This window comes from Rhizosphaericola mali, assembly GCF_004337365.2.
In the GTDB taxonomy this organism is placed as follows: Bacteria; Bacteroidota; Bacteroidia; order Chitinophagales; family Chitinophagaceae; genus Rhizosphaericola; species Rhizosphaericola mali.
In genome coordinates, this window is the sequence record NZ_CP044016.1 from 2,482,838 (window position 1) to 2,506,112 (window position 23,275).

The window sequence follows — 23,275 nt, forward strand, 5'->3', positions numbered from 1 at the left end:
TTATTTCAACATTTTTATTCGAATAATATTAAAAGAATAAGGCGCTACTTTTATTTCAAAATCTTTTGACACATTATTTATTACATGATTTGTTGGGATATATTTTGTTGGATATGCGAACGAATTTTCCGCATCAGGCTTATCGGCTGACAAGGTAGTTATCGTTCCAGTTTTAGCGACTTTCGTAATTCCGGACAAATCTATTTTAGATATATAAGGTACATTATATGCATTGACAACTTTTACTATAATTTCATTTTTAGCTTTATCAACACCTGATAATAAAAAATATTTGGAAGGTTCTTTATACTTAATCAATAGTTGGTTATCCATATATGCCGCCACACTATCACCATGCACCTCTACTCGAATATCGTACCATTTATCTTTTTCAATTTTAAATGGCAATCTTGCAGGCGAACTAAGATTTCCAACATCATAACCATTCGTAACGGACTCAACTAAAGTAACCGCATTTACCCAAGCACCTATGTGTATCCGATCAAATGTATTAGAATCTTTTACAGCAAAAGGAATGATAAATCCATTATAGCCATCTAATTTACGTGCTTTTAATGTTAATGTATAATCGGATAAACTATGATTGGGTAAATATGCAAAAGTCTGTGCACCATCTGCATTTTGCACGTAGGCGCTATCTTTTATCCTCCAATCACCACGTAAACCTTTCCATTCATCAGGATGATTTATAAAATCAGAAGAATATACTGTTTTGCCCTTTTGAATAATTTCTATATCCTTATATTCCGAATGCGTATCCCAAGTAGCCAAACCAATACCTCCTTTAAATGCATCATTCAACACATTAGCAGGTTGTTCTAATTTTACATCAGAATGAATATTTATAGTCGGCTTATTTTCATTCATCATTTTTAACATGTAATAGGAAATACGTGCGAAACTTTTTTCATTATCAAAATTGATCAAGTTCACCGGCCAATCTTCGTCATTGACATTGACTAATAAAGGCGCATAGCTACTCATTGTAACCAAATCACCATTTTTTTCCATACCCATAATATACACCGCATCGCTCAAGGATGCAATAATATTACCTCGACCTACACCGTTATTAGTCGCATATTCCCCGACATATACATCCCAACCTTTATCCCTAGGATAGGAATCAAAATGATTATAGTTCGCCATAGACCAATAAGCACCTTTATAAGAATGTTCATCGGAGTATTGTACGTGATCCATGTATTTAAGTGTATTGGGATCCACGTCACCAATACCCATATTAGCAATGATTTTTATCTGTGGATATTTAGAATGAATAGCGTTATAAAATAAATTATATCGTTTACCGTATAGTTCGCCATGTTGCTCGTTACCCACTTCTACATATTCCAATGGATAAGGTTTAGGATGTCCATTTTTGGCTCTTTCAGCCCCCCATTTAGTTGTAACTGGATCTATGGCATACGAGATTGCGTCCAAAGCACTTTGGATATATTGTTGCACTGTATCACCAGTAACATAAGTTCCACTACGCATCTCACAAGAAATACCAACATTGAAAACGTATAAAGCTTTTGCACCTATGTCTTCGCAATAACGCAAGTATTCATCATATCCGAATCCATTACTTGTATAGTAATCCCAAACACTAAAAGTCGATTTACGAGATTCCACTGGACCAATCGTTTCTTTCCAATCAGGAGCAGATTGAATATTAACACCTTCTACAAAACAACCTCCTGGCCAACGTAAAAAACTAGGTTTTAAATCTGCAATTTTTTGTGCTAAATCCGCACGCAGCCCATTAGGTCGGTTTTTAAATGTATGCTTTGGAAAAAGAGAAACAAAATCTAACTGAATAGTTCCTTGTTTATAAAAAGTTAATTCAAAATGTGCTTTAGGATCTGTAACTGTAGAAGTTAACTCCGCAGTATATAGAACCCAACCTTTTTTTCTAGTAATAGTAAATGATTTATTGAGCAAATTAGATCCATTTTTGGATACTAAACTAGCTTGAGCCTTGCCGTCATAGTTACCATCCGTGTATACATAAAATTTGAGTAAATAAGTTTCTCCTTTTTGAATATTAATCCCCCAAAAACCTTCATTTTGTACACCTGTTATGGCACCATCCTTTTTAATTTCTATTTGCAAACTATGAGGTGTTGCACTATTCAATGGGTTTTTATCTGTTAGTGATAATTGAACATCGTCTGAATTCACGGCTGACCATGCAGGAAAATCCGATTTAACAGTCCATGGCATCCACCAATCCGAAATACCTTTACCATTATCGATAGAATAGTGCGGCGTTCTTGGTGGAATTAATTTTCCATCTTTAATCGTATCACCCAATGGAACTTGCGAATCTTCGAAACCTCTATTCTGGATTAATTCTGCATACAAACCACCTTCTCCACCATGCGAAATTTCTTCGAAAAATGCACCATGAAGTGTAGGGGAAACTTTTGCACCAAATTGGTCCGCATGAATGGAAATCTTTGCTGTCTGAGCATTTAAATACCCAAAAGAACAAATCAAGCTCGCGGCAAAACTATATTTATAAAAATTTTTCTTACTCAAAATCATACTATCAAAACTATTTAACTTTCCACTCATGAACACCTGCAGAAGCTTCTTTAGGTAATTGAACAACCAATTTCAACGCTGTTGTAGTTACCGGTTTGAAATGAACAGCATCATATTTATCTTTTGAAATAGTATAGTCCGTTGTCGTTTCTACAGGCAACCATTTACCCTCACTTAAATATTCCAAATGCCATGCACTAGGAAGATCACAACCTCCCCAAGGTTTGTCATTATACCAATACACTTCACTTTCTGAAATAGAATAAGCTTTATCAAATTTATATTCCAACCATTCTGGTTTATTCTGTGCTGGCCACCAATGTAAATAGTTAACACTATTATCATGAGAATCCATCGGATCATATTGATCATTCAACGCCTTCAACATCAATGGACTCACTGAAGAACCAGTTGCTATGCTTTTACTCGCAATAGTAGGCGCAGGTTTTGGTTTTGCTTTCGCACTAGAATACGGAACCCAAACTTCCATCTCACCAGCTCCACGATTATTCCAAGAATAGTATGGAATCGCAACTACTTCTTTGTTTGTTTTAATCAATTCATCTGAATTGCTTTGTCTAGCGACTACATAACCATTTCCTCTTAATTCCACTATTCCATTCAATTTGGATGGCATATAGCTTGGTGTAAATTGTGTTGCAGTATCTACAACGACATTCATAACACCACTATCAGGTTGATCTTTGCCTTCTAAGCAATACACTACGGGACCTCTTTGGAATGCAAACAGGCCATTATCTGCAGTTACTTTATCATTCGCCAAAACTTTTTCTACGGGCATAGGCAAATCAAAGCTTACCTTATCTCCTTTTTTCCAACTATGTTTAATTACCGCATAACCTTTTTCGATCGTATAATTTTGTAGTTTTCCATTTACATAAATAGCAATTTTATTTGCTGAATTATTCTCAGTAAAATGATATAAGTCACCAGGCACCACTTCATCTTGCGCCCATCCTGGAATTCTTAATTTGAGTGTAAAATCTTTATTTTTCTTAGGGTCTACTACTACACTTATTTTCCCATTCCAAGGATATTCTGTCACTTGTTCTAATTGAATATCTCCATTTGCCAATTTCAAACTAGATTTATTAGCGGCATAAAGGTTAATGTAGGCTTCATTATTATTCTGAGCATAAATATAACCGGGCATGGAAGGCATAAAACGAGCAACATTGGTAATACAACAAGCACAGGCAAACCATGCACTACGATCATGTTGTCCCATGGATGCCAATGGATTAGGATAAAAGAAACGATTACCACTCAATGAAACGCCTGAAAGTAGACCATTATACAATGTTTTTTCCAGTACGTCAATATATTTGGAATCACCATGTAGTAAGAACATTCTTTCATTCCAATAAACATTAGCAATAGCAGCACAAGTCTCGGCATAAGCACTCATATTAGGCAATTCGTATGCTTTACCAAATGCTTCTCCTGCACCTGTGGCACCGATACCACCAGTAATATATAGTTTGCGATACACTACATCATCCCAAAGCTTATCAATTGCATTCAGATAATCTTGATCATCGGTCAACGCTGCAACATCTGCCATACCTGTATACATATAAGTCGCACGTACAGCATGTCCTACAGCTTCCGTTTGCTGTACTACTGGAATATTGGATTGACTATATTCAGAGGCATATTCTTTTCCAAATTTAGGTCCTCGAATATCCAAAAAGTATTTTGCCAATTTTAAATAGTCTAAATTACCCGTTACTCGATACATTTTGACTAAACCAATCTCTACAATCTGGTGTCCTGGCCACACTTGTACTTTTCCAGGACCAAAGGAACGAACTAATAAATCTGCATTTTTGATAGCAATATTCAAATATTTCTTTTTTCCTGTAGCTTCATAGTGCGCTACAGCCGATTCGAATAAATGCCCAGAATTATATAGTTCATGGCTCAAATCTTCTTCTTTTTCCCATCTTTTAGCGCCGATCCATTCATGTGGATGCGTAACTTTTGCGGTTCGGAATGTATATAAATAGCCATCAGACTCTTGCGCTTTTCCCATGATATCAATCAAAGTATCCAATTGTCTATCCAATTCCGCATTGTAGTGGGCTTGCAAACTATAAGATGCACCTTCAATCAATTTGTATAAATCAGTATCATCAAAAGGAAAATCAGTCAATTTATCTCCTGCTTTATCCAAACCAGCAGCTTTTCTAAAGTTTTCAATCCTACCATGTTCGCGGCACATTTTTAAAATGTAAGGAATAGTTACGTTGGCATTCACCTCAATTTTAGGTTTCCAAAATTGATCCGTTAAATTGACATTGGTAAATACCACAGGTTGTATTGCATAATCCTTCTTCTGTGCTTTACTTAAAATAGGCAACACGCACAAAGACACACCAACTATTGATTTCCATTTTAATCCACTCATTTCAACTCTTAATTATAGAAAAGCCTTCACTTTTCTGTATTCAAAAAAATTTATTTAATTATTGACCAACCGTAGTACACATCCGCAGGAATATGATGTCCGATATACACTTTAGCTAAAATATTGAAAAGTGTATTATCATATTTTTCCAAATCCATCGGCGTGACTATGACGACATTTTTATCTTTAAATCCAAAATTTGACCAGAACCACCATTGCGTCCCTTCTGCCCAATATTCCGCTACAGTATTAATTGCATATTGCCCATGATACATATCCTTTTTTTTCGCATCAGCATAGGCTGCATAAATTTCTTTAACCAAATCCTTATCACAAGTTTCTAGTGCATTCATAATATTATGACTAAACTCATGTACCAAAATATTTTCACCATAATATTTAGTGTATGGAATTGCTAACAAGTTTTCTTCGGCACAAGAGGTTTCATTTCCGCCCATTCCCCTTGCTCTTGCATTCCAATAAGCCTTATCCGTCAAAGAAGCAATACCACCTGGCTTATTATAATTTTCTCTCTCTGATGGCGTTAAGCGCGGATCATCGTAACTCGGCTTTTTCCAATCACTTCTTTCGGGTAAATCAGTTTCCATCTCTGTCTGTGCCATCACCATTACTCGTGCATGTGTAGATACTAACTGTTGACGTACATCACTCCTTCCTGCCAACATATAAGAAACAATATCCCGAGCAATGAATAAAGCTTCATCTTTTACTTTTGAGGAAGAAACGATCGGAATCCCAACCGCATCTATGCCTTTTTTGTAAAAAGTATCCAAATGTACACCCAAACTATCCGGCTGCTTTATTTCTAATTGGCTGTACGAAATTAATTGTGCATTAATTGTACAACTAACTATTAAAAATACAAAACATATAATAGATTTCATGAAATCAAAAGAATTTTAAAGATTAATTAGCAGTTACTCCTTTGTCAAGATTGCCGACCAACCACCACCAGATTGCATAGAAATATGAACAGCGTCATTTTGTTTCCAATGAGCAGTTTCTAATATATAATCTTCGGCAAATTTATCTGCATTTACACCATCTTTAAATATCTGAACTTTATAGTTGGTATTTTTATCCAAAAAATCCAATTTAAAATCTAGTTCACGTTTATTCCAATTATTTAGCCCACCGATATACCAATTATTTCCATGTTTACGCGCCACTAAAACAAACTCTTTTATATCTCCATCAATAGCCACAGTACTATCCCAAGTTGTCGGAAAATTAGTCATATAAGCTGTACAACTAGAATCCTTTAAATAATTGGATGGATTGTCTGCCAACATCTGCAATGGACTTTCATACACAGCATACATAGCCACTTGATGTGCTCTAGTACCTTCACTCATTGGCATTTCTACATTTGCTTTATAATTTTTCTTAATTACATTTCTCATCGCTCCTGGAGTATAGTCCATCGGCCCGACGACCATTCTAGTGAAAGGTATCGTAACATCATGCGGAGGATTTGCTTCCTCATCTGTCCATTTGTAATTTTCCAAACCTTTTACACCTTCATAGGAAACAATATTTGGATATTTTCTATTCAGACCAACGGGTTTGTAGGCACCATGTAGATCTACCATGAGGCGATGTTTCGCTGCAGTAGAAGCCAATCTTTCATAAAAATTCACCATATACTGATCCGCTCGTGCCATAAAATCAACCTTCACTCCTTTCACGCCCCATTTTTGATAGGTATCAAGAACAGTCTCCATGTCTTTATCCATTGGCTGCCACAAAGTCCATAAAATAATATCTACATTTTTAGATTTACCATAACGTACAAGTTCTTCAACATCTATATTGTTGGCATTATGCGTTATATCCCAAGTTGATTTAGACCAACCTTCATCTAAAACTAAATAAGGTAATTTGTATTTTGCCGCGAAATCAATATAGTATTTATAAGTGTCATTATTAATTCCTGATTTGAAATTAACGCCATAGATATTATTATCATTCCACCAATCCCAAGCTACAAGCCCTGGTTTGATCCAATCCGTTTCTTTCAAAACATTAGGACTTGCTAATTGAAATACTAGATTATTTTCCAATAAATCTTTGTCCTGATTGGCTACCATAAACACACGCCATGGGAAACTACGCGTACCAATAGTACGTGCTATATAATTGTGATTTTCCAAAATTTTAGTTCCTCTATCCCCATATAAAGTATCTTTTGCTATGACTTTGGGAAATACACCATGGATTTTTGTTGAATTCGTCCCAAGGAAAAACAAATTGGAATAATCTAACAAATTAGATTCAGAAATTAATACTTTAGGATTATTTTTATCACCTACATATAGGGGCAAACATGCATCTTGTTTATCTGTCACACTTTCTAAATAGGTTTCCTTAAATATTTGCTCATAATGCGATTGCAAATATTTGTTTTCATTATCAGAACCCCAAAATACGCGCTTATTACTAGGAAATTCAATATCTACAATTTCATTGGTTACATTGATTGAATCTTTAAAGTTAGTGATCCAACTATAAGCAATTCCATTGTTGAACAATCTAAAATCAATAGCGGAACCAGATTTCAACTGAATAATTAAATCATTATAATTATTGGCTATAGACTTTGATCTTATGGGTATGGTAGGATATATAATATCCTTAGCAGAATGTTTTTTTAAACTTTTTACCTTTTCATTCCATCCAATGACGCCATATTGTTCTACAGCCAAAGCAGCGACTCCTGATTTAATAACAACACTTCCATCTTCTGATAAATTCCAGCGAATACTATCAGAGATGGAAATATTGGCCTTTAATTTATTATTTGGCGATTGAAGCGTATAGGCTTGTTGGGCGAAACTATTCTGAAAAATAAATATTGAAAAAAAAAGTAAGGATCGTTGTAACATATCTATGATTATTCTTTTTCAAATTTATTAGAAATAGATTAATAAGTTAACAATGATTTTAACTGATAGTTATTCAATTTTATCATTATATCATTTTTTTGATAAGAATTTTATGAAAAAGCTTAAAAAATTGTTTATTTATGTATATCCTTCAACAAATGATAGGTAATATTATATGTTCCTGGTGCCAATAATGAAAAATACATCACTGTCTGCACAGAAGCAACACCTGATATTCCTGTAATTTTATTATCAATTCTAACTCCGTCTGTTGAAGTTGCATTCCCATAATTAGGTAAATTAAAATATGGAAAACTTAGTGTCACATTAGGTAATTGCTGTACAATAGTAGAATCTGTGAATTTTTGAGCATAATAAGGAGCCCAATAATGTAATTTAGGATAATAAGTTGTTGTAATTGGGTCATTAGAAAAATCCGTAACTTCTCCTTTGTTTGGATTAAACGGAATGCCATTTTTATCTACAAATTTTAAAATAATTTGACTAGTACCTGGAGTTTCTGAATATGTAATATCAAACGAAGAATAAGAGGGATCAGATTCTGTGCGCATAATCAAATTTCCATTTGCATCATATGTTCGATAACTAAAATATCCAGTTGTTGATGTTGTAGACAATGGAATTATATTTATCTGACACGCATTTTTTATAGTTCTTTCGCCATTAACATTAGAAACAGAAATATCCATATTATAACGTCCTGTGGGTACATAGGATGTTGCAGATGTAAATTGTAAGCGCCCACCAATTTCAGCAATATTAAACGGTCTGACCAAACTATCATTAAGTTTACTATTAAATTGATCTAAAGTAGTGTCCGTATATAATAATGGTGCTTTATACGTTACAATAGAATAAGGAGTCCTCAATAAGCTATCGGCATCATTACCTAGCGAATCCGTTAAAGATAATAATTTAACAGATAGAGGTGCTGTAGACCCGTTTAATACCAAGGCGGCAGACACAGTAGTAACTCCTTGTTGCACATCAAATGGGTTTACTTGATAGTAAATATCATCACTGATATAACCATGCACTATTTTTTGACAACTATTACCTAATAAAGCAATAGAAAAAAGCGATGCCAATATTTTTATTTTCGTTGTAGTCATTTTTTTTAGTTTATGATAAACACACATTTTTAATTTAATTAAAAAATATTCGTGTTATATAATTAGCTTCAATTATTTATTGTGAAACTAACTTCACATTGATATTAATATATGCTGTTTTTTTATCACCATCTGAGTTGATATATAATAAAGCCAATTTTAGTACATATGTCTGCCCCAGCACGGCTTGACTTGGAAACTGACCTACTGTAATTTGATAACTATCAATTAAATAGTCTGCATATATAACTGCATCATCTCCCCAATTAACAACGGAGCCATCACTTCCAAACCAAAAACCAGGAGTATCTGCAGTATAATTATCCGAAAATGTTCCATCTGGTTCGATAGCATATAATTTTAGACTATCACTACCCGCATCTAATAATGAACTAATCTGACTTGTGGAGATATCAAATAATTTGGCAATTGCATTAGAATCCAATTGTAAAGTATTATTAGTATAATCATTATCATCTTGTACCACATTGATATTAAAATTATAGACTGTCGTATCCTTAACAGGATCTCCAACTAAATTTATTGATGCATTATTTGCGAAGACATTTAGATTAGTACCACTAGCTGTTTTAATACCTGTAGTTTGACATTGTAAGGTAAGGTCTGTTGCATCATTCGATGGAGCGCCAGCACTACCATCTAAAACTCCATTTATTTTGACATATTCAAGTATATAATAGGTTAGACTTGATGTAACAACTGAGTAGGATTGGGCGAGTTTTTTTATTGCACATGTCGAATCTGCCCAATTCGTATACATTTTTGCAGATGTTGAAACATTATCCAATGTAATTGTAGAATCAGCAAACATGTACTGCGTTAAAAACTTGGAGTTTATTTTTTTATATAATCGATCCAAAGATGTTATACTATTATTACTCATCAATTTGTTAATTGCAAAATCAGTAGGCGCAAAAAAAGTTCCAGCGTTATTAACCGAATCTTTTAAACCTAAATGATCAATTATCTGAATCAAAGTATCAAAATAATGATATTCATTATTTGCCAAATATTCATAAGTGGTGTAAGTTGTATTAGCGCTAGCCAATCCTCCATCTGTCAAATAATCTTTTTTACAAGAAGTAAAGGCAAATATCATGCTTATGCAAAATAGAAAAATATAATATTTTAGTTTATTAGGAGACATAAAATTATTTTTAATAAGTTAATAATTGTTGCCAAAAAGTAGTTTGAACCAAACCTGAGTTCAAGGTCATTAAGGACGGATCAATTGGCCAATAATATTTACCTGCTGTAAACTGAGCCTGCGTCATATATGGAAATTTAGACACACCTGTAATACGCTCATTTCGAACAAGATCATAATATCGACTACCTTCTAATAAAAGTTCTCTTCCTCGTTCTGCGGTAACACTATCCAATAAAGAATTCTGTCCATTTGTACTTAATTCTGCTAATGTATAATTTGAAATACCAGCTCTAGTTCTTATTGTATTCAAATCAGTCAATGCATTTGAAAAATCAGGAGTTGATTTTGAAGCGTATGCCTCAGCGCGCAATAAATAAATATCTGCCAATCTAAAAACTATAATATTATTTTCAGACAAATAATAGTTAACTCCACTTGCTGTTACTGTAGATATATTAGAGTATTTAGTACAATAGTAATATTTAGTCGAACCTGAATTTACATATGTATATTCTTTTTTAAATCTTGCATCAGTTGTATCGTTATACAATTCAAATAATTTTCCTGTGCTTAATTTCCAGATAGGAACAGAATTAGTTGCTATATAAGGCGCTGCCAATGTAAAATATGCTATACTAGCCTCAGTTTGTGCATTTAATGCCTCACTTGTAGAATTTTGTGCTATTTCAAATATACCTTCATCTGATTGTCCGTTATAAATTGTCGCATAATTACTTCCACTAACCAAGGAATACCCTCCATTACTAATCACAGAATCACAGGCCATTACACAACTATCGTAAGCACCTTTCCATGCATAAATATGTGCCAATAAAGCAAAGCAGGCGCCTTTATCAGCTCTTACATTTTTATCCGTAGAGGAAGCATCTCTATAATCCATATTTGCTTTAGCAATATTCAAATCATAGATTGCTGCATTTAAAATTTGAGATTGATCCACTCTTGGATCACTCGTAATAGAAGATATATCTTCTTGATAAGAGGTATCTAATGGCACATTGCCCCATACTCGAGCCATATAGAAATAATTAAACGCTCTACAAAATCTTGCCTCAGCTTCAAATGCTTTCTTTTGTGCTATTTCATCAGCCTCTGTTGCTCCATCAAATTTATCATTACTCATCGTATTGATAAAATAAAGACAACGATTAGACTGTTGAATAGAAGAATAAAATGGAGTCCAAACCCTTAATTTTAATTTAGGATCATACGTATTTAACGAAGAAACGGTGATGCCCCAATTCATTTGATAAATATAATTGTAATCAGAATTTGCCGTCATATCTCCCCATAAATCCGTAGGAACATCTCCATAAGAATAAAAAGAGCATGCAGCGTTAAATGCGGATCTAATCCCTGAATAACAACCTGCTATTTGTGAATTTACGTCAGAGGACGAGCTCCAAGATGTCGCATCCGTAACGGTACTGATCGGATCTTGGTCTAAAAATTTTTTACACGAAAATGAGCCAAATACAATCAATCCAATGAGTGTTTTAATTAATATTTTTGAATTCATAATTGTTAAATTAGTAAGTGAAAATTTTAGTTTTTCTATAGTGTAACTCTAAAACCAAGATTCACTTTTAATGCATTAGGATAAGTAGCATTACTTGATCCTGTAGTATTATCATAAAGCGAAGGATCCACTAAATCTTTAGATTTTTTCCAAGTATATATATTATTAAACGAGCCATACACATTTAGAGCTGATAAATGCCACTTTCTAACCAGACCACTCGTAAAAGTATAACCTAGCATTATTTGTTGTAATCTGATATAGGAACCATCACGCAAGAAATAGCTATTAGCTACATTCCAAGGATCTAATTGAGTTGAACCTGTACCATATACTAACCTAGGATAAGTTGCATTGGCATCTCCAGATTGTTGCCAAAATTTATTAAGATATTGAGAATAGACACCAGCTGGACCAGCAACACTACCCCATGCAGCATAAGAACTTCCATTTAACGCATCAGACAAAGTACCATTTAGCAACTTATTTCCAAAAGAATACATAGCAAAAACTGTAAGTGAAAACCCTTTGTAATTAAATGTATTCGTCAATCCACCAGTAACCTTAGGAGCAGGGCTTGCATTCATATTTACCTGATCATCATAGTTAATATTATAATCCCCATTTTGGTCTACATATTTTGGATCACCACCTTTTAAGGTCGTACCAAAATAAGTCATTTTACTACCTGTAATTGGATCGGTAGGCACACTCTGATCAGTAGCGTATACACCATCAACTTTCCATATTTTATAACTAAATAAAGGTTGCCCAAGAGTCAAGGTTTTCCTAAACCAAGGCGCTCCATATATGATATCACGTCCACCATTAGGCAATTTGGTTACCCAGTTTTTATCAAATGATATATTAAAGTTCGTGATCCATTGAAAGGCAGAGGTATTTTTCAGATTATGGGAAGTAACACTCAGTTCTAAACCTGTATTCCTAACATTTACATAATTACCTGAATAATAGGCATATCCAGTTGTTGACTCAGCAGGAATTTGCCATAAATATTTATCATCCGCATCTTTTTGGTACCAATCCATTGAAAAGCTCAATCGACTATTAAACATTTCCCAATCCATACCAAAATCTAATTGAGGATATTTTTCCCAACGAACATCATTGCTTGATTTTATGCCACTATTTACATAGTTATCTACATACGGGAATGGAGTAACTACGGTTGTCCCATTATAGGTTGAAGGAGTGCCTGTTAAATAAGGATAAGCTGCCCCTCCTCCTATTATACCTGTTGTAGATCCATACGAACTTGCATCTGTATATAATGATTGATATTTGGCATACCAGCTTCCAGGATCTTGTCCAGTAACACCGTAACTAGCTCTCAACTTTAGAAAGTTGACCACATGTTTTAAGGGCTGAAAAAAGTTTTCATCCGACATTACCCAACCTAAAGAAGCTGAATAAAATGTTCCCCAGCGATAATCAGGACTATAAATGGAACTGGCATCTCTTCTTAAACTACCTGTAAATAAATATTTACCATTATAATCATAATTCACTCTACCATAATAAGATTGAGTTGTTTTAGTAGCCGTTGTTGAATTTGCATATAAATTAGAGCCGCTTGGAACCGTTGCAACGGTATATATATTAGATACATCAATACCATAGGCATACATAGTTGCATCATATTTCATCGCTTTATAAGCAGAATAACCGCCAACAAGGGTTAAATTATTCAATCCTATATGCTTATTATATTGAGCATAAGACTCCCATGTCCAGTTTGGATTTGAATTAGTAATATCATTTGCCTCATTATATATACCATTCAATGCCTCAGGCGAAAAATATGCGTATTTTTCTTGGAAATTATTGTATCCGAATGTACTCGTTATTGTCAGATCTTTAGTTAATGTATCTGTAAGTCTTAAACTTCCAGCCATCGAAAAAACCTTATCATCATCATATCGAGAAGATTTTCCTGAATATAAATCCAACTGAGATTGGGATAAAGCCGCCAATGACGTAGGGAAATTACTAGGAGAAAAAATGTATGGATTGTCACTTACACCTGCACCATGGGTATGTTTTTCTGAGGATATTTGCATAGTCAATCCTACGGATAACTTGCTAATAGGATTCAATTGTAAATCTAGATTAGGCGCTATTCTACTTACGCCATACCCATTCACTGCACCTTGCTCATCATAATGACTTATACCAAATCGATACATATTATTCCCAGGAAACATGCCTTGTAGACTCAATTCTTCACTATTCACTTTCGCAAAATTTTCAATCAATAAACCTTGCCAATCCACATCATTATTAAAAGAGGAATTTAAACTATCTGTTAATTGAATAGGAATTACGCCATTTTGTAAATCTGTATAGGTCAATTGACTATTCAGCATTTTCAATTTTAATGCTCTTTCTGCATTACCCGTAGTTACGTCAATCAACTTCGGATTTAATGTACCACCTCCATAGGCATTTAATGTTACTTGAGGTTTATAACTTTTCGCTCTACGTGTCTTGACTATAATTACACCGTTACCACCTCTAGCTCCATATATCGCAGCCGCTGATGCATCCTTAAGCACATCAATAGATTCAATATCATTAGGATCAATTACACTTAAAGGATTAGAGTAAGTATAGGAAGTTCCCATATTATTTACATCATAAATCACACCATCTATGACATATAAAGGCTGCGTATTACCACCATTGGCATTACCATAATCAACGTTGGTAGAGCCACGAATGACTATTTTAGTTGCAGCTCCAGGCTCGCCCGAACTTTGAAGTACGTTTACACCAGCCAATCGACCTTGTAACATTTGGTCAAAACTCAATTGAGGTATATCTTGAATAGCATCCCCACTCAAGGAAGATACGGCTGCGGTAACCTTACGACGAGATTGCGTATTGTAACCCACAACTACAACATCATCTAATGAAGAATTCTGCGCAGATAAAATGATGTTATTAATTTCGTCACCTTTGACTATTTTAGTTTTATAGCCAATATGAGAAATTTCAAATTCATTGTCAAGATATTTTACATTAACTGTAAAATTACCTGAGGAGTCTGTTAGAATTACAGTTTTCGTTTTTAAAACCTTTACAGTTGCACCAGCAAGCACTTCGCCTTTATCATTTTTTACTGTACCAGTAATCCCATTTTGAGATTGTGCACTAACTACAGAACAATACAATAAAGGAATAAAAAGTAAGCATACCTGCTTTGTCTTTCTCTTCTTTAAAGTAAACATAAACAATTGGATAATTTTATAGTGAGTCAATTTTCTAAAGGATCTCTTTAGATAGTCAAATTCTTGATCTAAATTAAAATAGAAAATCGTATTCTATAGTATATAAAATATCCAATAATAACCATATTTTAACCAAAAAAAGGTTGATATTATTGTAATAAATAATATCAACCTTTTTTATAAGTAAAAAATACAATTAATTAGTCAAATGAAAGATTTTTTTACCATTTTGCAATGTATAATTCAATTTTAAACCCAATAAATTCAAGTACTTATTATAATCAACTTCTTTAGCAGTGTTTATATATTCAAATAATGGTAGTATTTTTTTTGTACCGTAATGAGTTGCTATATTTTTAAATTCATCTTCGGTAAAACCTCTACCTAATTTTTTATAGTATTGATCATATAACGCTCTCATTACATTTTCTAATGAAAATTTTCCTTTGGAATAATATTTAATTGCGCAGTCAAATAACAATCCAACTACAGGCCCCTTATCATAATAAGATATAGCAGTATCACTTAAATTACCAAAAGGTCCGTCGCTCCAAGTATTCCAACTAGAAGATGCTAGAGATTGAATAAGATGACCTGGTTTATTCTCATAAATATCCATTGCGTCCGCAAACGTATTTAAAAATTCTTCTTGTGAATAAATACCCGTTTTATACAATAGCCAATTTTCATAGTAGACAGATAGCCCTTCCGATATCCATAGTTGGCGCGTACGATTTGCTGTTTGATAATCAAATGGACCAAGTTCTATAGGTCGAATACGTTTAACATTAAAATTATGAAAATATTCATGCGTTAAAAAACTTAGTACACGTTTATAGTCATTCTCATTTTTAATAGAATTACCCGAAAATGAAACAGAAGAAGAGTTCAAATGCTCAATACCTCCTCGCCCCTCTCCAATTCCCAGAAAAACATATTTTTGATATGGAATATCCTGAAATATATCAATTGCTTGGGTAATTATCTTTTTCATATCAGACATCAATCGCTGCGTATACTGACTATTACCTAAATCATAACCAACAAACTGATGAGCAATACCATGAATATAAAAAGTAGGCAGACTGTCTAACTTTCCTAATAAAATTGGACTATCATAAAAATCATCCAAAGTATTCGCTGTAAAGTCCCACGTTGAAGCATCCGTTTTTTGAAGAGATAAACCTGTACCATAAATATTAGGCCAAGACGGGTCTTTAAGAACTCTCACTCGAATATTTTTTCCAAATTGAATCTGCTTATTATATAAAAATAAATTTGTAGGTAAAATATACGCACGATTACCGTCCACATAACTTTCTGCTACAAAATTTTTATTTTCTAACATATCATATCCAATATGAACCGTCTCACCCTTCTTTACAGGTACGATCCAATGAGAACTATCCACCAAAATATATTCCAATGTTTCTTTTGCATTATTCTCAAATTTCAAGTTCCGAATACTTGCTGCGAAATCCATAATCTGGTAATATCCAGGTGTCCATTTGGGTAAATAAAAGGAAACTGAATCTTCCTGAGTTGTATTTACATAATCTATTTCAATATGAAATAAATGCTTAGCCGTATCTTTTACACCGATAGTATAATCTACTACATTTACCTGTGCATGCAAATGCGTACCAAGAAAAACTATACTAATTAAACCAAATATTTTTTTTCTCATACAGTTAGTAAATGTGCTTATTTAATTTTCAAAATTATTTGAGTTAATTTCTCTTTGCTTAGTGGAACTATAATTTTACCATCATTTCTCTTCGTATAATTACCAACTAATGTGTAGTTACCAGTCCAATCCATTACTGCATCAGGCGTATAATTATCTGCATTTTTCAACCATACAATCACTTTTTTATCTTTTATTGAATAAGTAAAATGATCTACTTTTCCTGCCAAGAATAAAACATCTAGTTTAGATGGCGCAATAAAAAGATGGTTATCTCCAGCCGTTGTAGGCACAAAGGCAATTTCATCTTTAGTTTCTTTCAAATTACCACCAAAAGCCAACCATCCAAAAGTAGAATCATGAACCAAATAACTTTCCGTATTAACAGAATATCCAAAAAATCCAGATCCATAATCTCCAGAAATACCATCATTTTTTAATGTAGATGGGTACGAATGAAAAGCAGCAGGCGCAAATCCGTCTTGTTCGATATTGGCAATACCTCCTAAAACTCCACCATAGCCAACACGCAAACTGTATAGATCAGAAGGATGTAATTTATAGTATTCCAGTAGTGGAATTGCATTTAATTCTGAACCATAGTGATGAATCATACGTTCAATCCGTTGCAATTTACCTCCATATAAAAAGTCCCAATAACGTCTAGCATTACCATTGTATGCCCAGTGTGGAATGGCGGGATCATACGCCAAAATTGCACTATAGGTAACATCTGTTTTATCTAAGAATCCAAAATACAAAGACCAAATAAATACTTCCTCTTGTCCTGTGGAGTCCCAAGGCATTTCACTCTCAAATGGGAAAAGCAAATCATCCCAATGAATAGCTCGTTTTTTCATTTCCGCTTCTAGTAATTCTGCTTCTTTAGTCAGTCCTTCCGCCTTTAGATCTTTGAGTATAAAATAAAAAACAGTTCCTTCCATTTGACCAAACTGCGCATAGTAAGGAGCTTGACTGACCATATTCATCACCGTCTCATAGGCTTGATTAAGATACCATTGCCAAGGATGATTTTCAACTAAATTTTTATGATTTCTTGATAGTCTATATAAAGACCAATAAGCCGCTGCAACATGTGGATAATTATAGGAACGACCAGGATCTAAAGCTTCTTTAACTGGCCAAGCAGACCATGTTTTGAAATTTATAGAAGTATCATACGTTCCTTTGGGTAAAGAATCAGGAGCGTAAAAAAATAAACTTTTACGTACACCAAATTTATGTTCGCCATTACTATATTGAATTTGTCCCCATAAGGTTGTGTCGACAAAATGTTCTAATTTCTTTATTTCTGTTTTATCCGGAGAAACCATTTGTTTCATGGCTGCCCCCAACCAACTGCCTGCACCACCTTCATCACTCAATCCAGCAATCCATGCTCTACTATCTTGCGTTACTTGTTTTTTTTCTTCATTATCATACGTAATATATCCTGGCGCTCTATGAAAATAAGGATCATTTTGTTCAAACCATTGTTTGTTATTTAAAAATTTTCCATAGTTACTAATTGTAGTACTCTCAGGTAAAATAACCTTATAGTGTACTGTTTGCACTTCTCCATTTGCATAAGTTATAGTTACTCTTGAGCGTCCATAAACATTACCTTTTACTTTATATTTATACCAACCATTTTGAACCGTCGAAGATTCCAAGGCAATTGCATTTTTCGGAAAAACATCAATACTTTTTATAGGTGAATTTGCATGAATATATAAAGAACCATTTACATCTGTTGGCAAAACATATCCAGGAAATCCTACAACTACAGGTCGCTTTTCTGCGATTAATTTAGACTCAATACCTTTAATAGAATCAGCTAATACAAAACGTAAACCCCAACTTTTCTTTTCCTTAGGTTGTAAAATATAAGAAGTAGGATTATTCCACTGAGTGGCATTTTTCCACAAAGTTTCGGAGTAAGATTTTGAAAAAACATCCCATTCATAAAACCCTTCAAAATCCAAACCTCTCGGAGTAGGATCTTCTAGTAAGGGACGATAATTTTCAAATGGCGTATTTCCCTCTGGAAGCACTAACAACGCAGGACCTTTTCCATCTAATTTTGCGACTTGCAGATAGCCTCCATTTCTTCCCATATACGGATCATAGAAAGAATTTTCTTTGTGTGCTGCCTCTAAAGATTGTCCTTGAAGTATATTATTAAAAATTAGTGGAAATCCTAAACCTCCTAATTCAATTTTGTTATTGGTTTTATTTTCTATAGTAAATTTTAAAACTAGAGCATCACCTTTACCATCTTTTACTTTTTCCCATGTACGTGTGATTTGAATAAAATCCTCCATCTTTTTTGGTAAAATTAAAATTGATTTACTCAACGTATTGTCTTTATTGGAAACGACAACCTTATTACCCAACCTTTGTGTAGCAGAATAATAAGTAGTCCAACTAGTATCAGAAAGTAATCGAAATTGTACATTTATATCTCCTAAATAATTCATTCCACTAATCCTTCTATCCTTGATGCGCTTACTTGGTGTAAAGTCAAATGCACTATTAGCTACCGGTGAAAGTCCCATAGCCAATTGACTATAATTACCAATTTCAAATATAAATGGATGGATATTAAACTTATCTATACCTGCATCTTCATGGAGCACAGAAGGCATTTTTTTTAATTCATCCCAAGTATAATGTTGTGCTTGAGATGATAATGTAAATAAACAGCCTAAAAGTAATCCAGTAATAAAAACGTTATTATAAAATTTCATATTCTAAATTTTGAAACTCAACCGAAAGTAAAACTAAAAATGCTAAAATAAGGTACAGATATTAGCAAATAATCATTAATAATTAACATAATCCCAAAGCTTTTTGTAAAACAAAAAGGTTCGTTTAAATAAATTAAACGAACCTCTAAAAACATGGAAAAACTATCTATTTATCGTAAAAACGCCAATTAGTTTTATAATTTGCTGTCAACTTCTCTCCTTTCAAAATTGCCCTCACCATCTCAATTGGCATAGCATTTAGCTGCATCACGGCATCATTAAATTGCTTAAGTGACATCTTTTCACCTTTATCTACTAAATCTTTTTTAAGCGCTAAAATCTGTTGTCCACCAACCAAATAGCCTACCTGATACAATGGAGAATAAGAACCTTCAAAAGAGCGACGCACTTCCCCCTCAGCATTCGCACGTTCGTAATCTACGCGATCAACTAAATAATCAATGCATTGTTGAGGCGACCATTTACCTAAATGATAATTTAGTGAAAATATGATACGCGCGCATCTTGTCATACGCCAAAACAGCATACCAATACGATCTTCTGGACCACGAGGAAACTGTTTATCCCACAATAATAGTTCCCAATAAAGACTCCATCCTTCCACCCAAAAAGGCGTACTATAGTCTCTGTAAGTGCGGTTACGTCGCATATAGTAAAACTCAAGATTATGACCAGGAATCAACTCATGAAAAACCGTCGATCGAGAAAAATGAGGATTATTTCCTCTCATACTCATTAACTTATCACTTTCTGACATATTATCTGTAGGATAAGAAATGGTTATTTCATTCCCGCCAGTAAAGAATGGATTGATTCGCTGACGTTCAGGAGGCATCATATCCATGCCCCATGTCTCTTCCGCTATTGGCGGAATCGTCACCATATCATGCTTCTTTACAAAATCTATAGATTGCTGATACAGATCATTGATCAACTGCGGTTGTTCACCAACTGGAACATAGGAGTTTTTTACCTTTTCAACCGCTTTTTTCCAATCCAAACCGAAGCCCATTTCTTTACTAGCTTTTAACATTTCTTGATCGCACCAAGCAAATTCTTTGTTAGCCTGATCAATCAATTCTTCTGGTGAATAAGGAATCATTTCAAATTTCAATTGATTCATTAATTCTTCGCGACCAATAGGCATTCCTACAATACCAGAACCATCATGGAATTGATATGCCTTTTCATTTTCCAGTATTTTGGTTTGAAAGGATTTTAACCCATCCATTAATGCCACCACAGGAGTCTTCATCCACCAACTATACATTGGCTGATATCCTTTATAAAAATTATCGACCCATTCAATAGTCGTTTCAATGTCATTAACCTTAGCCTCTGCAACTTTCAATTCCGCCAACGATAACTTTTTTTGATTGAGTATCGTAACATTATTGTTCAGAACTTTAGCGATAGAATCAAATTGATAGGCTTTTTTCTCATAAGAAAAAGAATCACCTCTTCGACGCGTTTTTCCAAGATCATAAATGATATCTTCAAAAGTAAATGCAGATTTGAGATCTTGATAAGTATGTAATGTTTCATCTATTTCTTGGTTCACTTCTTCTAAATTACGTTTGAATAAAATGTAATCCACCTTACATTCTTGGGGTAATTTACTAAAAGAAAGCTGTTCAATTTTTTGAAGATATACCTCATTACATTTTCTAAGACGTTGTAACTTTTCTTCAGATGCACCTTTTACTTCAGTTGTATTTTTTGCGACAAAATAATTACCAATATGTGGGGAGTAAAAACTAAAAAGTTGTTGATAGTCTGCCTTATATTGCTGCATTAAAGTAGGAACTTCTTGACAAGGCACACAAGGTTCGCTAGACATTTGGGCATCAGCTAAAGAAAATGAACAACAAATACTCCCTATTATAATTAAGCCATATTTTTTCATAATTCATTTTTAATTAAATTATATTGCCCAGACGAAGTACTATTTTGAATAATATAAATTTTAAATCCTCAATGCTAAATGACACCTTTTATTTTAATAGAGTATATGCTAAGAAATCCTTGGTACACATTCTAACATAGTGGAAAACTTTATTAGTATAGTCTTATCTATATTGAGCCATTTCAATATCAGAAGCGTCACCTGTTAATATCACAAATACCTTGGTCAGACAATTTAGAATCTGCTTCACCAACAACAAAGATCAAAATCTATTTCAGTTTGTATACATTCATCGTAAATATCCATTCTTAATACTTAGTATATACTCGCAAATGCATCAAAAAATGAAACAAATAAAGATTTTATAATATTATCCCAAACCATCTATTTTCTATATACCCTCTAATTAAGAAATATCATAAATACTATTTAATCATTCAATATTAATCAACTATAGAATTCTTAAAAATAATAGAACAATTTTAATTAGCATCCCACCAAACACGATCTGACAATTTTACATTTTTAGGTGTATTCGTATTCTCTGTAAGCTCTGTATATGGGTAATAAAAACGTCTTGGTATAGATGATGAATAAGCATTATTTACCACGTTTAATACCGGATAACCTGTGCGCCTCCAATCTGTAAAGTTTTCTAATGACAAGAAATTCGCGATTGATTTTTGATACATAATCTGAGCTAATGCAGTGGAAGATTCTAACGTACCGTAATTTTTCAAATATGCCTGAGCAGATGTTCCTGTAGTATCAATACCCATTTTCAAGAAATTATTGACAATACCATTATAATAATAGGATTGAGCAGACGCATAACCATCAACATATAGTTCAGCTTCAGCTTTTAAAAATATAGCTTCATCTGCAGCCATTACATAACCACTAGAACTCTTGGCTCCATAGAAATCACCCAATTCAGATATTGCATAATAAGAAGTTGCTGGTGTAGAACCTATTAATAAACCTACATATGAACCATCTTTATCTTCACCAGATTTAGCGATCAAATAAGACAACCTTGGATCATTTGTATTTTTTAAAGTGTCAACTATATGACTAGACATCACTTCTGTTGCAGTTTGTGTAAAATATTGACTCCAAGAGGATATTGCAGTAGAACCATCATAAGTATATTTGCAATCATCATTATAGTCAACCATACCATTATCAAGAGCAGCAAGAGCAAGCTGCGCTTGTGTATTTTTAGTATATCCACTTGCATTAATCAAATGCATGTAATTTCTTGCTTTAAGCGTATATGCAAATTTAATCCACTTAGTAGCATCTCCACTATAAAAATAATCTTCCGAACCGACACTTTGTCCACCTGCCGAAGTCAATTGAACTATTGCACTATCAAGTAGTACGTGAAGTGAATCATATATAGATTCTTGACTATCATATTTAGGATTAGATTGATTAACACCCAAAAATGCCTGAGTATAAGGAATATCGCCCCATAAATCTGTCGCATTTCCTAATGAATAAGCCATTAATACCTTTGAAATCCCCGCGTAAACATCATTTCCATCCGCATCAGCTTTCAAATTTAATAAGTACAAATTATTCATTATTGTAGTATAATAAGTATACCAGTATCCATCGAATGTACTTGTAAGTACATAATAGGTCGCAGAGTTTGGAGCCGTTTGATTTGGTGTCATAATCTGCATCCATTCATTTGTATTAACGGCATCTGGACCTCCAGAAAGGCTTGTTGTAATTGACAATTCTAGCGGCGCTAAAATTTCTTTTTCAGGAACATCAGTTGGCTGATTTGGATTGGAATTAACGTCTAAGTATTTAGAACAGCCTATCAAAATAAGTGCAAATACCGAAACTAAAAATCCACTATTATATAATTTCATATTATTTTAATTTATGAAT

12 protein-coding genes are annotated in these 23,275 nt (G+C 33.6%); all 12 read right to left on the reverse strand.

The annotated features are described in order from the left end of the window. Positions 1-2,604, reverse strand: a complete 2,604-nt coding sequence (locus tag E0W69_RS10755; RefSeq protein WP_131330064.1) for an alpha-L-arabinofuranosidase C-terminal domain-containing protein — start codon at positions 2,602-2,604, stop codon at positions 1-3. Next, positions 2,585-5,005 (reverse strand): glycoside hydrolase family 127 protein, encoded by a 2,421-nt coding sequence (locus tag E0W69_RS10760; protein WP_131330065.1) that lies wholly within the window; start codon positions 5,003-5,005, stop codon positions 2,585-2,587. The genes E0W69_RS10755 and E0W69_RS10760 overlap by 20 nt, the downstream gene beginning before the upstream one ends. A 50-nt stretch (positions 5,006-5,055) precedes the next feature. Next, positions 5,056-5,910: a hypothetical protein gene (locus tag E0W69_RS10765; RefSeq protein ID WP_225321232.1), complete on the reverse strand. Its 855-nt coding sequence runs from the start codon at positions 5,908-5,910 to the stop codon at positions 5,056-5,058. Positions 5,911-5,943: 33 nt separating this feature from the next. Next, positions 5,944-7,911 (reverse strand): glycoside hydrolase family 97 protein, encoded by a 1,968-nt coding sequence (locus tag E0W69_RS10770; protein WP_131330066.1) that lies wholly within the window; start codon positions 7,909-7,911, stop codon positions 5,944-5,946. A gap of 134 nt (positions 7,912-8,045) precedes the next feature. Beyond that, a complete protein-coding gene (locus E0W69_RS10775; RefSeq protein ID WP_131330067.1) occupies positions 8,046-9,044 on the reverse strand; it encodes a hypothetical protein in 999 nt (332 codons plus the stop codon). Between the two features lie 76 nt (positions 9,045-9,120). After that, complete coding sequence (locus E0W69_RS10780; protein ID WP_131330068.1) at positions 9,121-10,212, reverse strand: DUF4859 domain-containing protein; 1,092 nt, start codon at positions 10,210-10,212, stop codon at positions 9,121-9,123. 10 nt (positions 10,213-10,222) lie between these two features. Beyond that, entirely contained in the window at positions 10,223-11,755 is a 1,533-nt protein-coding gene (locus E0W69_RS10785; protein WP_131330069.1) for a RagB/SusD family nutrient uptake outer membrane protein, read from the reverse strand. 35 nt (positions 11,756-11,790) lie between these two features. Further along, the gene (locus E0W69_RS10790; protein ID WP_131330070.1) at positions 11,791-15,006 is read right to left on the reverse strand and encodes a SusC/RagA family TonB-linked outer membrane protein; all 3,216 of its coding nucleotides are present in this window, start codon (positions 15,004-15,006) and stop codon (positions 11,791-11,793) included. Positions 15,007-15,202: 196 nt separating this feature from the next. After that, complete coding sequence (locus E0W69_RS10795; RefSeq protein WP_131330071.1) at positions 15,203-16,693, reverse strand: M61 family metallopeptidase; 1,491 nt, start codon at positions 16,691-16,693, stop codon at positions 15,203-15,205. Positions 16,694-16,710: 17 nt separating this feature from the next. Next, positions 16,711-19,443, reverse strand: coding sequence for a DUF5695 domain-containing protein (locus E0W69_RS10800; RefSeq protein ID WP_131330072.1), 2,733 nt, complete (start codon positions 19,441-19,443; stop codon positions 16,711-16,713). A gap of 166 nt (positions 19,444-19,609) precedes the next feature. Next, entirely contained in the window at positions 19,610-21,370 is a 1,761-nt protein-coding gene (locus E0W69_RS10805; protein ID WP_131330073.1) for a DUF885 family protein, read from the reverse strand. Positions 21,371-21,852: 482 nt separating this feature from the next. Beyond that, the gene (locus tag E0W69_RS10810) at positions 21,853-23,256 is read right to left on the reverse strand and encodes a SusD/RagB family nutrient-binding outer membrane lipoprotein (protein ID WP_131330074.1); all 1,404 of its coding nucleotides are present in this window, start codon (positions 23,254-23,256) and stop codon (positions 21,853-21,855) included. Positions 23,257-23,275: the final 19 nt, after the last annotated feature.

Excerpts from the sequence above, each read along its gene's own strand:
- E0W69_RS10780 (WP_131330068.1), bottom strand. The coding sequence starts at position 10,212 with ATGTCTCCTAATAAACTAAAATATTATATTTTTCTATTTTGCATAAGC.
- E0W69_RS10805 (WP_131330073.1), bottom strand. The coding sequence starts at position 21,370 with ATGAAAAAATATGGCTTAATTATAATAGGGAGTATTTGTTGTTCATTT.
- E0W69_RS10775 (WP_131330067.1), bottom strand. The coding sequence starts at position 9,044 with ATGACTACAACGAAAATAAAAATATTGGCATCGCTTTTTTCTATTGCT.
- E0W69_RS10755 (WP_131330064.1), bottom strand. The coding sequence starts at position 2,604 with ATGAGTGGAAAGTTAAATAGTTTTGATAGTATGATTTTGAGTAAGAAA.
- E0W69_RS10800 (WP_131330072.1), bottom strand. The coding sequence starts at position 19,443 with ATGAAATTTTATAATAACGTTTTTATTACTGGATTACTTTTAGGCTGT.
- E0W69_RS10790 (WP_131330070.1), bottom strand. The coding sequence starts at position 15,006 with ATGTTTACTTTAAAGAAGAGAAAGACAAAGCAGGTATGCTTACTTTTT.
- E0W69_RS10765 (WP_225321232.1), bottom strand. The coding sequence starts at position 5,910 with ATGAAATCTATTATATGTTTTGTATTTTTAATAGTTAGTTGTACAATT.
- E0W69_RS10795 (WP_131330071.1), bottom strand. The coding sequence starts at position 16,693 with ATGAGAAAAAAAATATTTGGTTTAATTAGTATAGTTTTTCTTGGTACG.
- E0W69_RS10760 (WP_131330065.1), bottom strand. The coding sequence starts at position 5,005 with ATGAGTGGATTAAAATGGAAATCAATAGTTGGTGTGTCTTTGTGCGTG.
- E0W69_RS10770 (WP_131330066.1), bottom strand. The coding sequence starts at position 7,911 with ATGTTACAACGATCCTTACTTTTTTTTTCAATATTTATTTTTCAGAAT.
- E0W69_RS10810 (WP_131330074.1), bottom strand. The coding sequence starts at position 23,256 with ATGAAATTATATAATAGTGGATTTTTAGTTTCGGTATTTGCACTTATT.
- E0W69_RS10785 (WP_131330069.1), bottom strand. The coding sequence starts at position 11,755 with ATGAATTCAAAAATATTAATTAAAACACTCATTGGATTGATTGTATTT.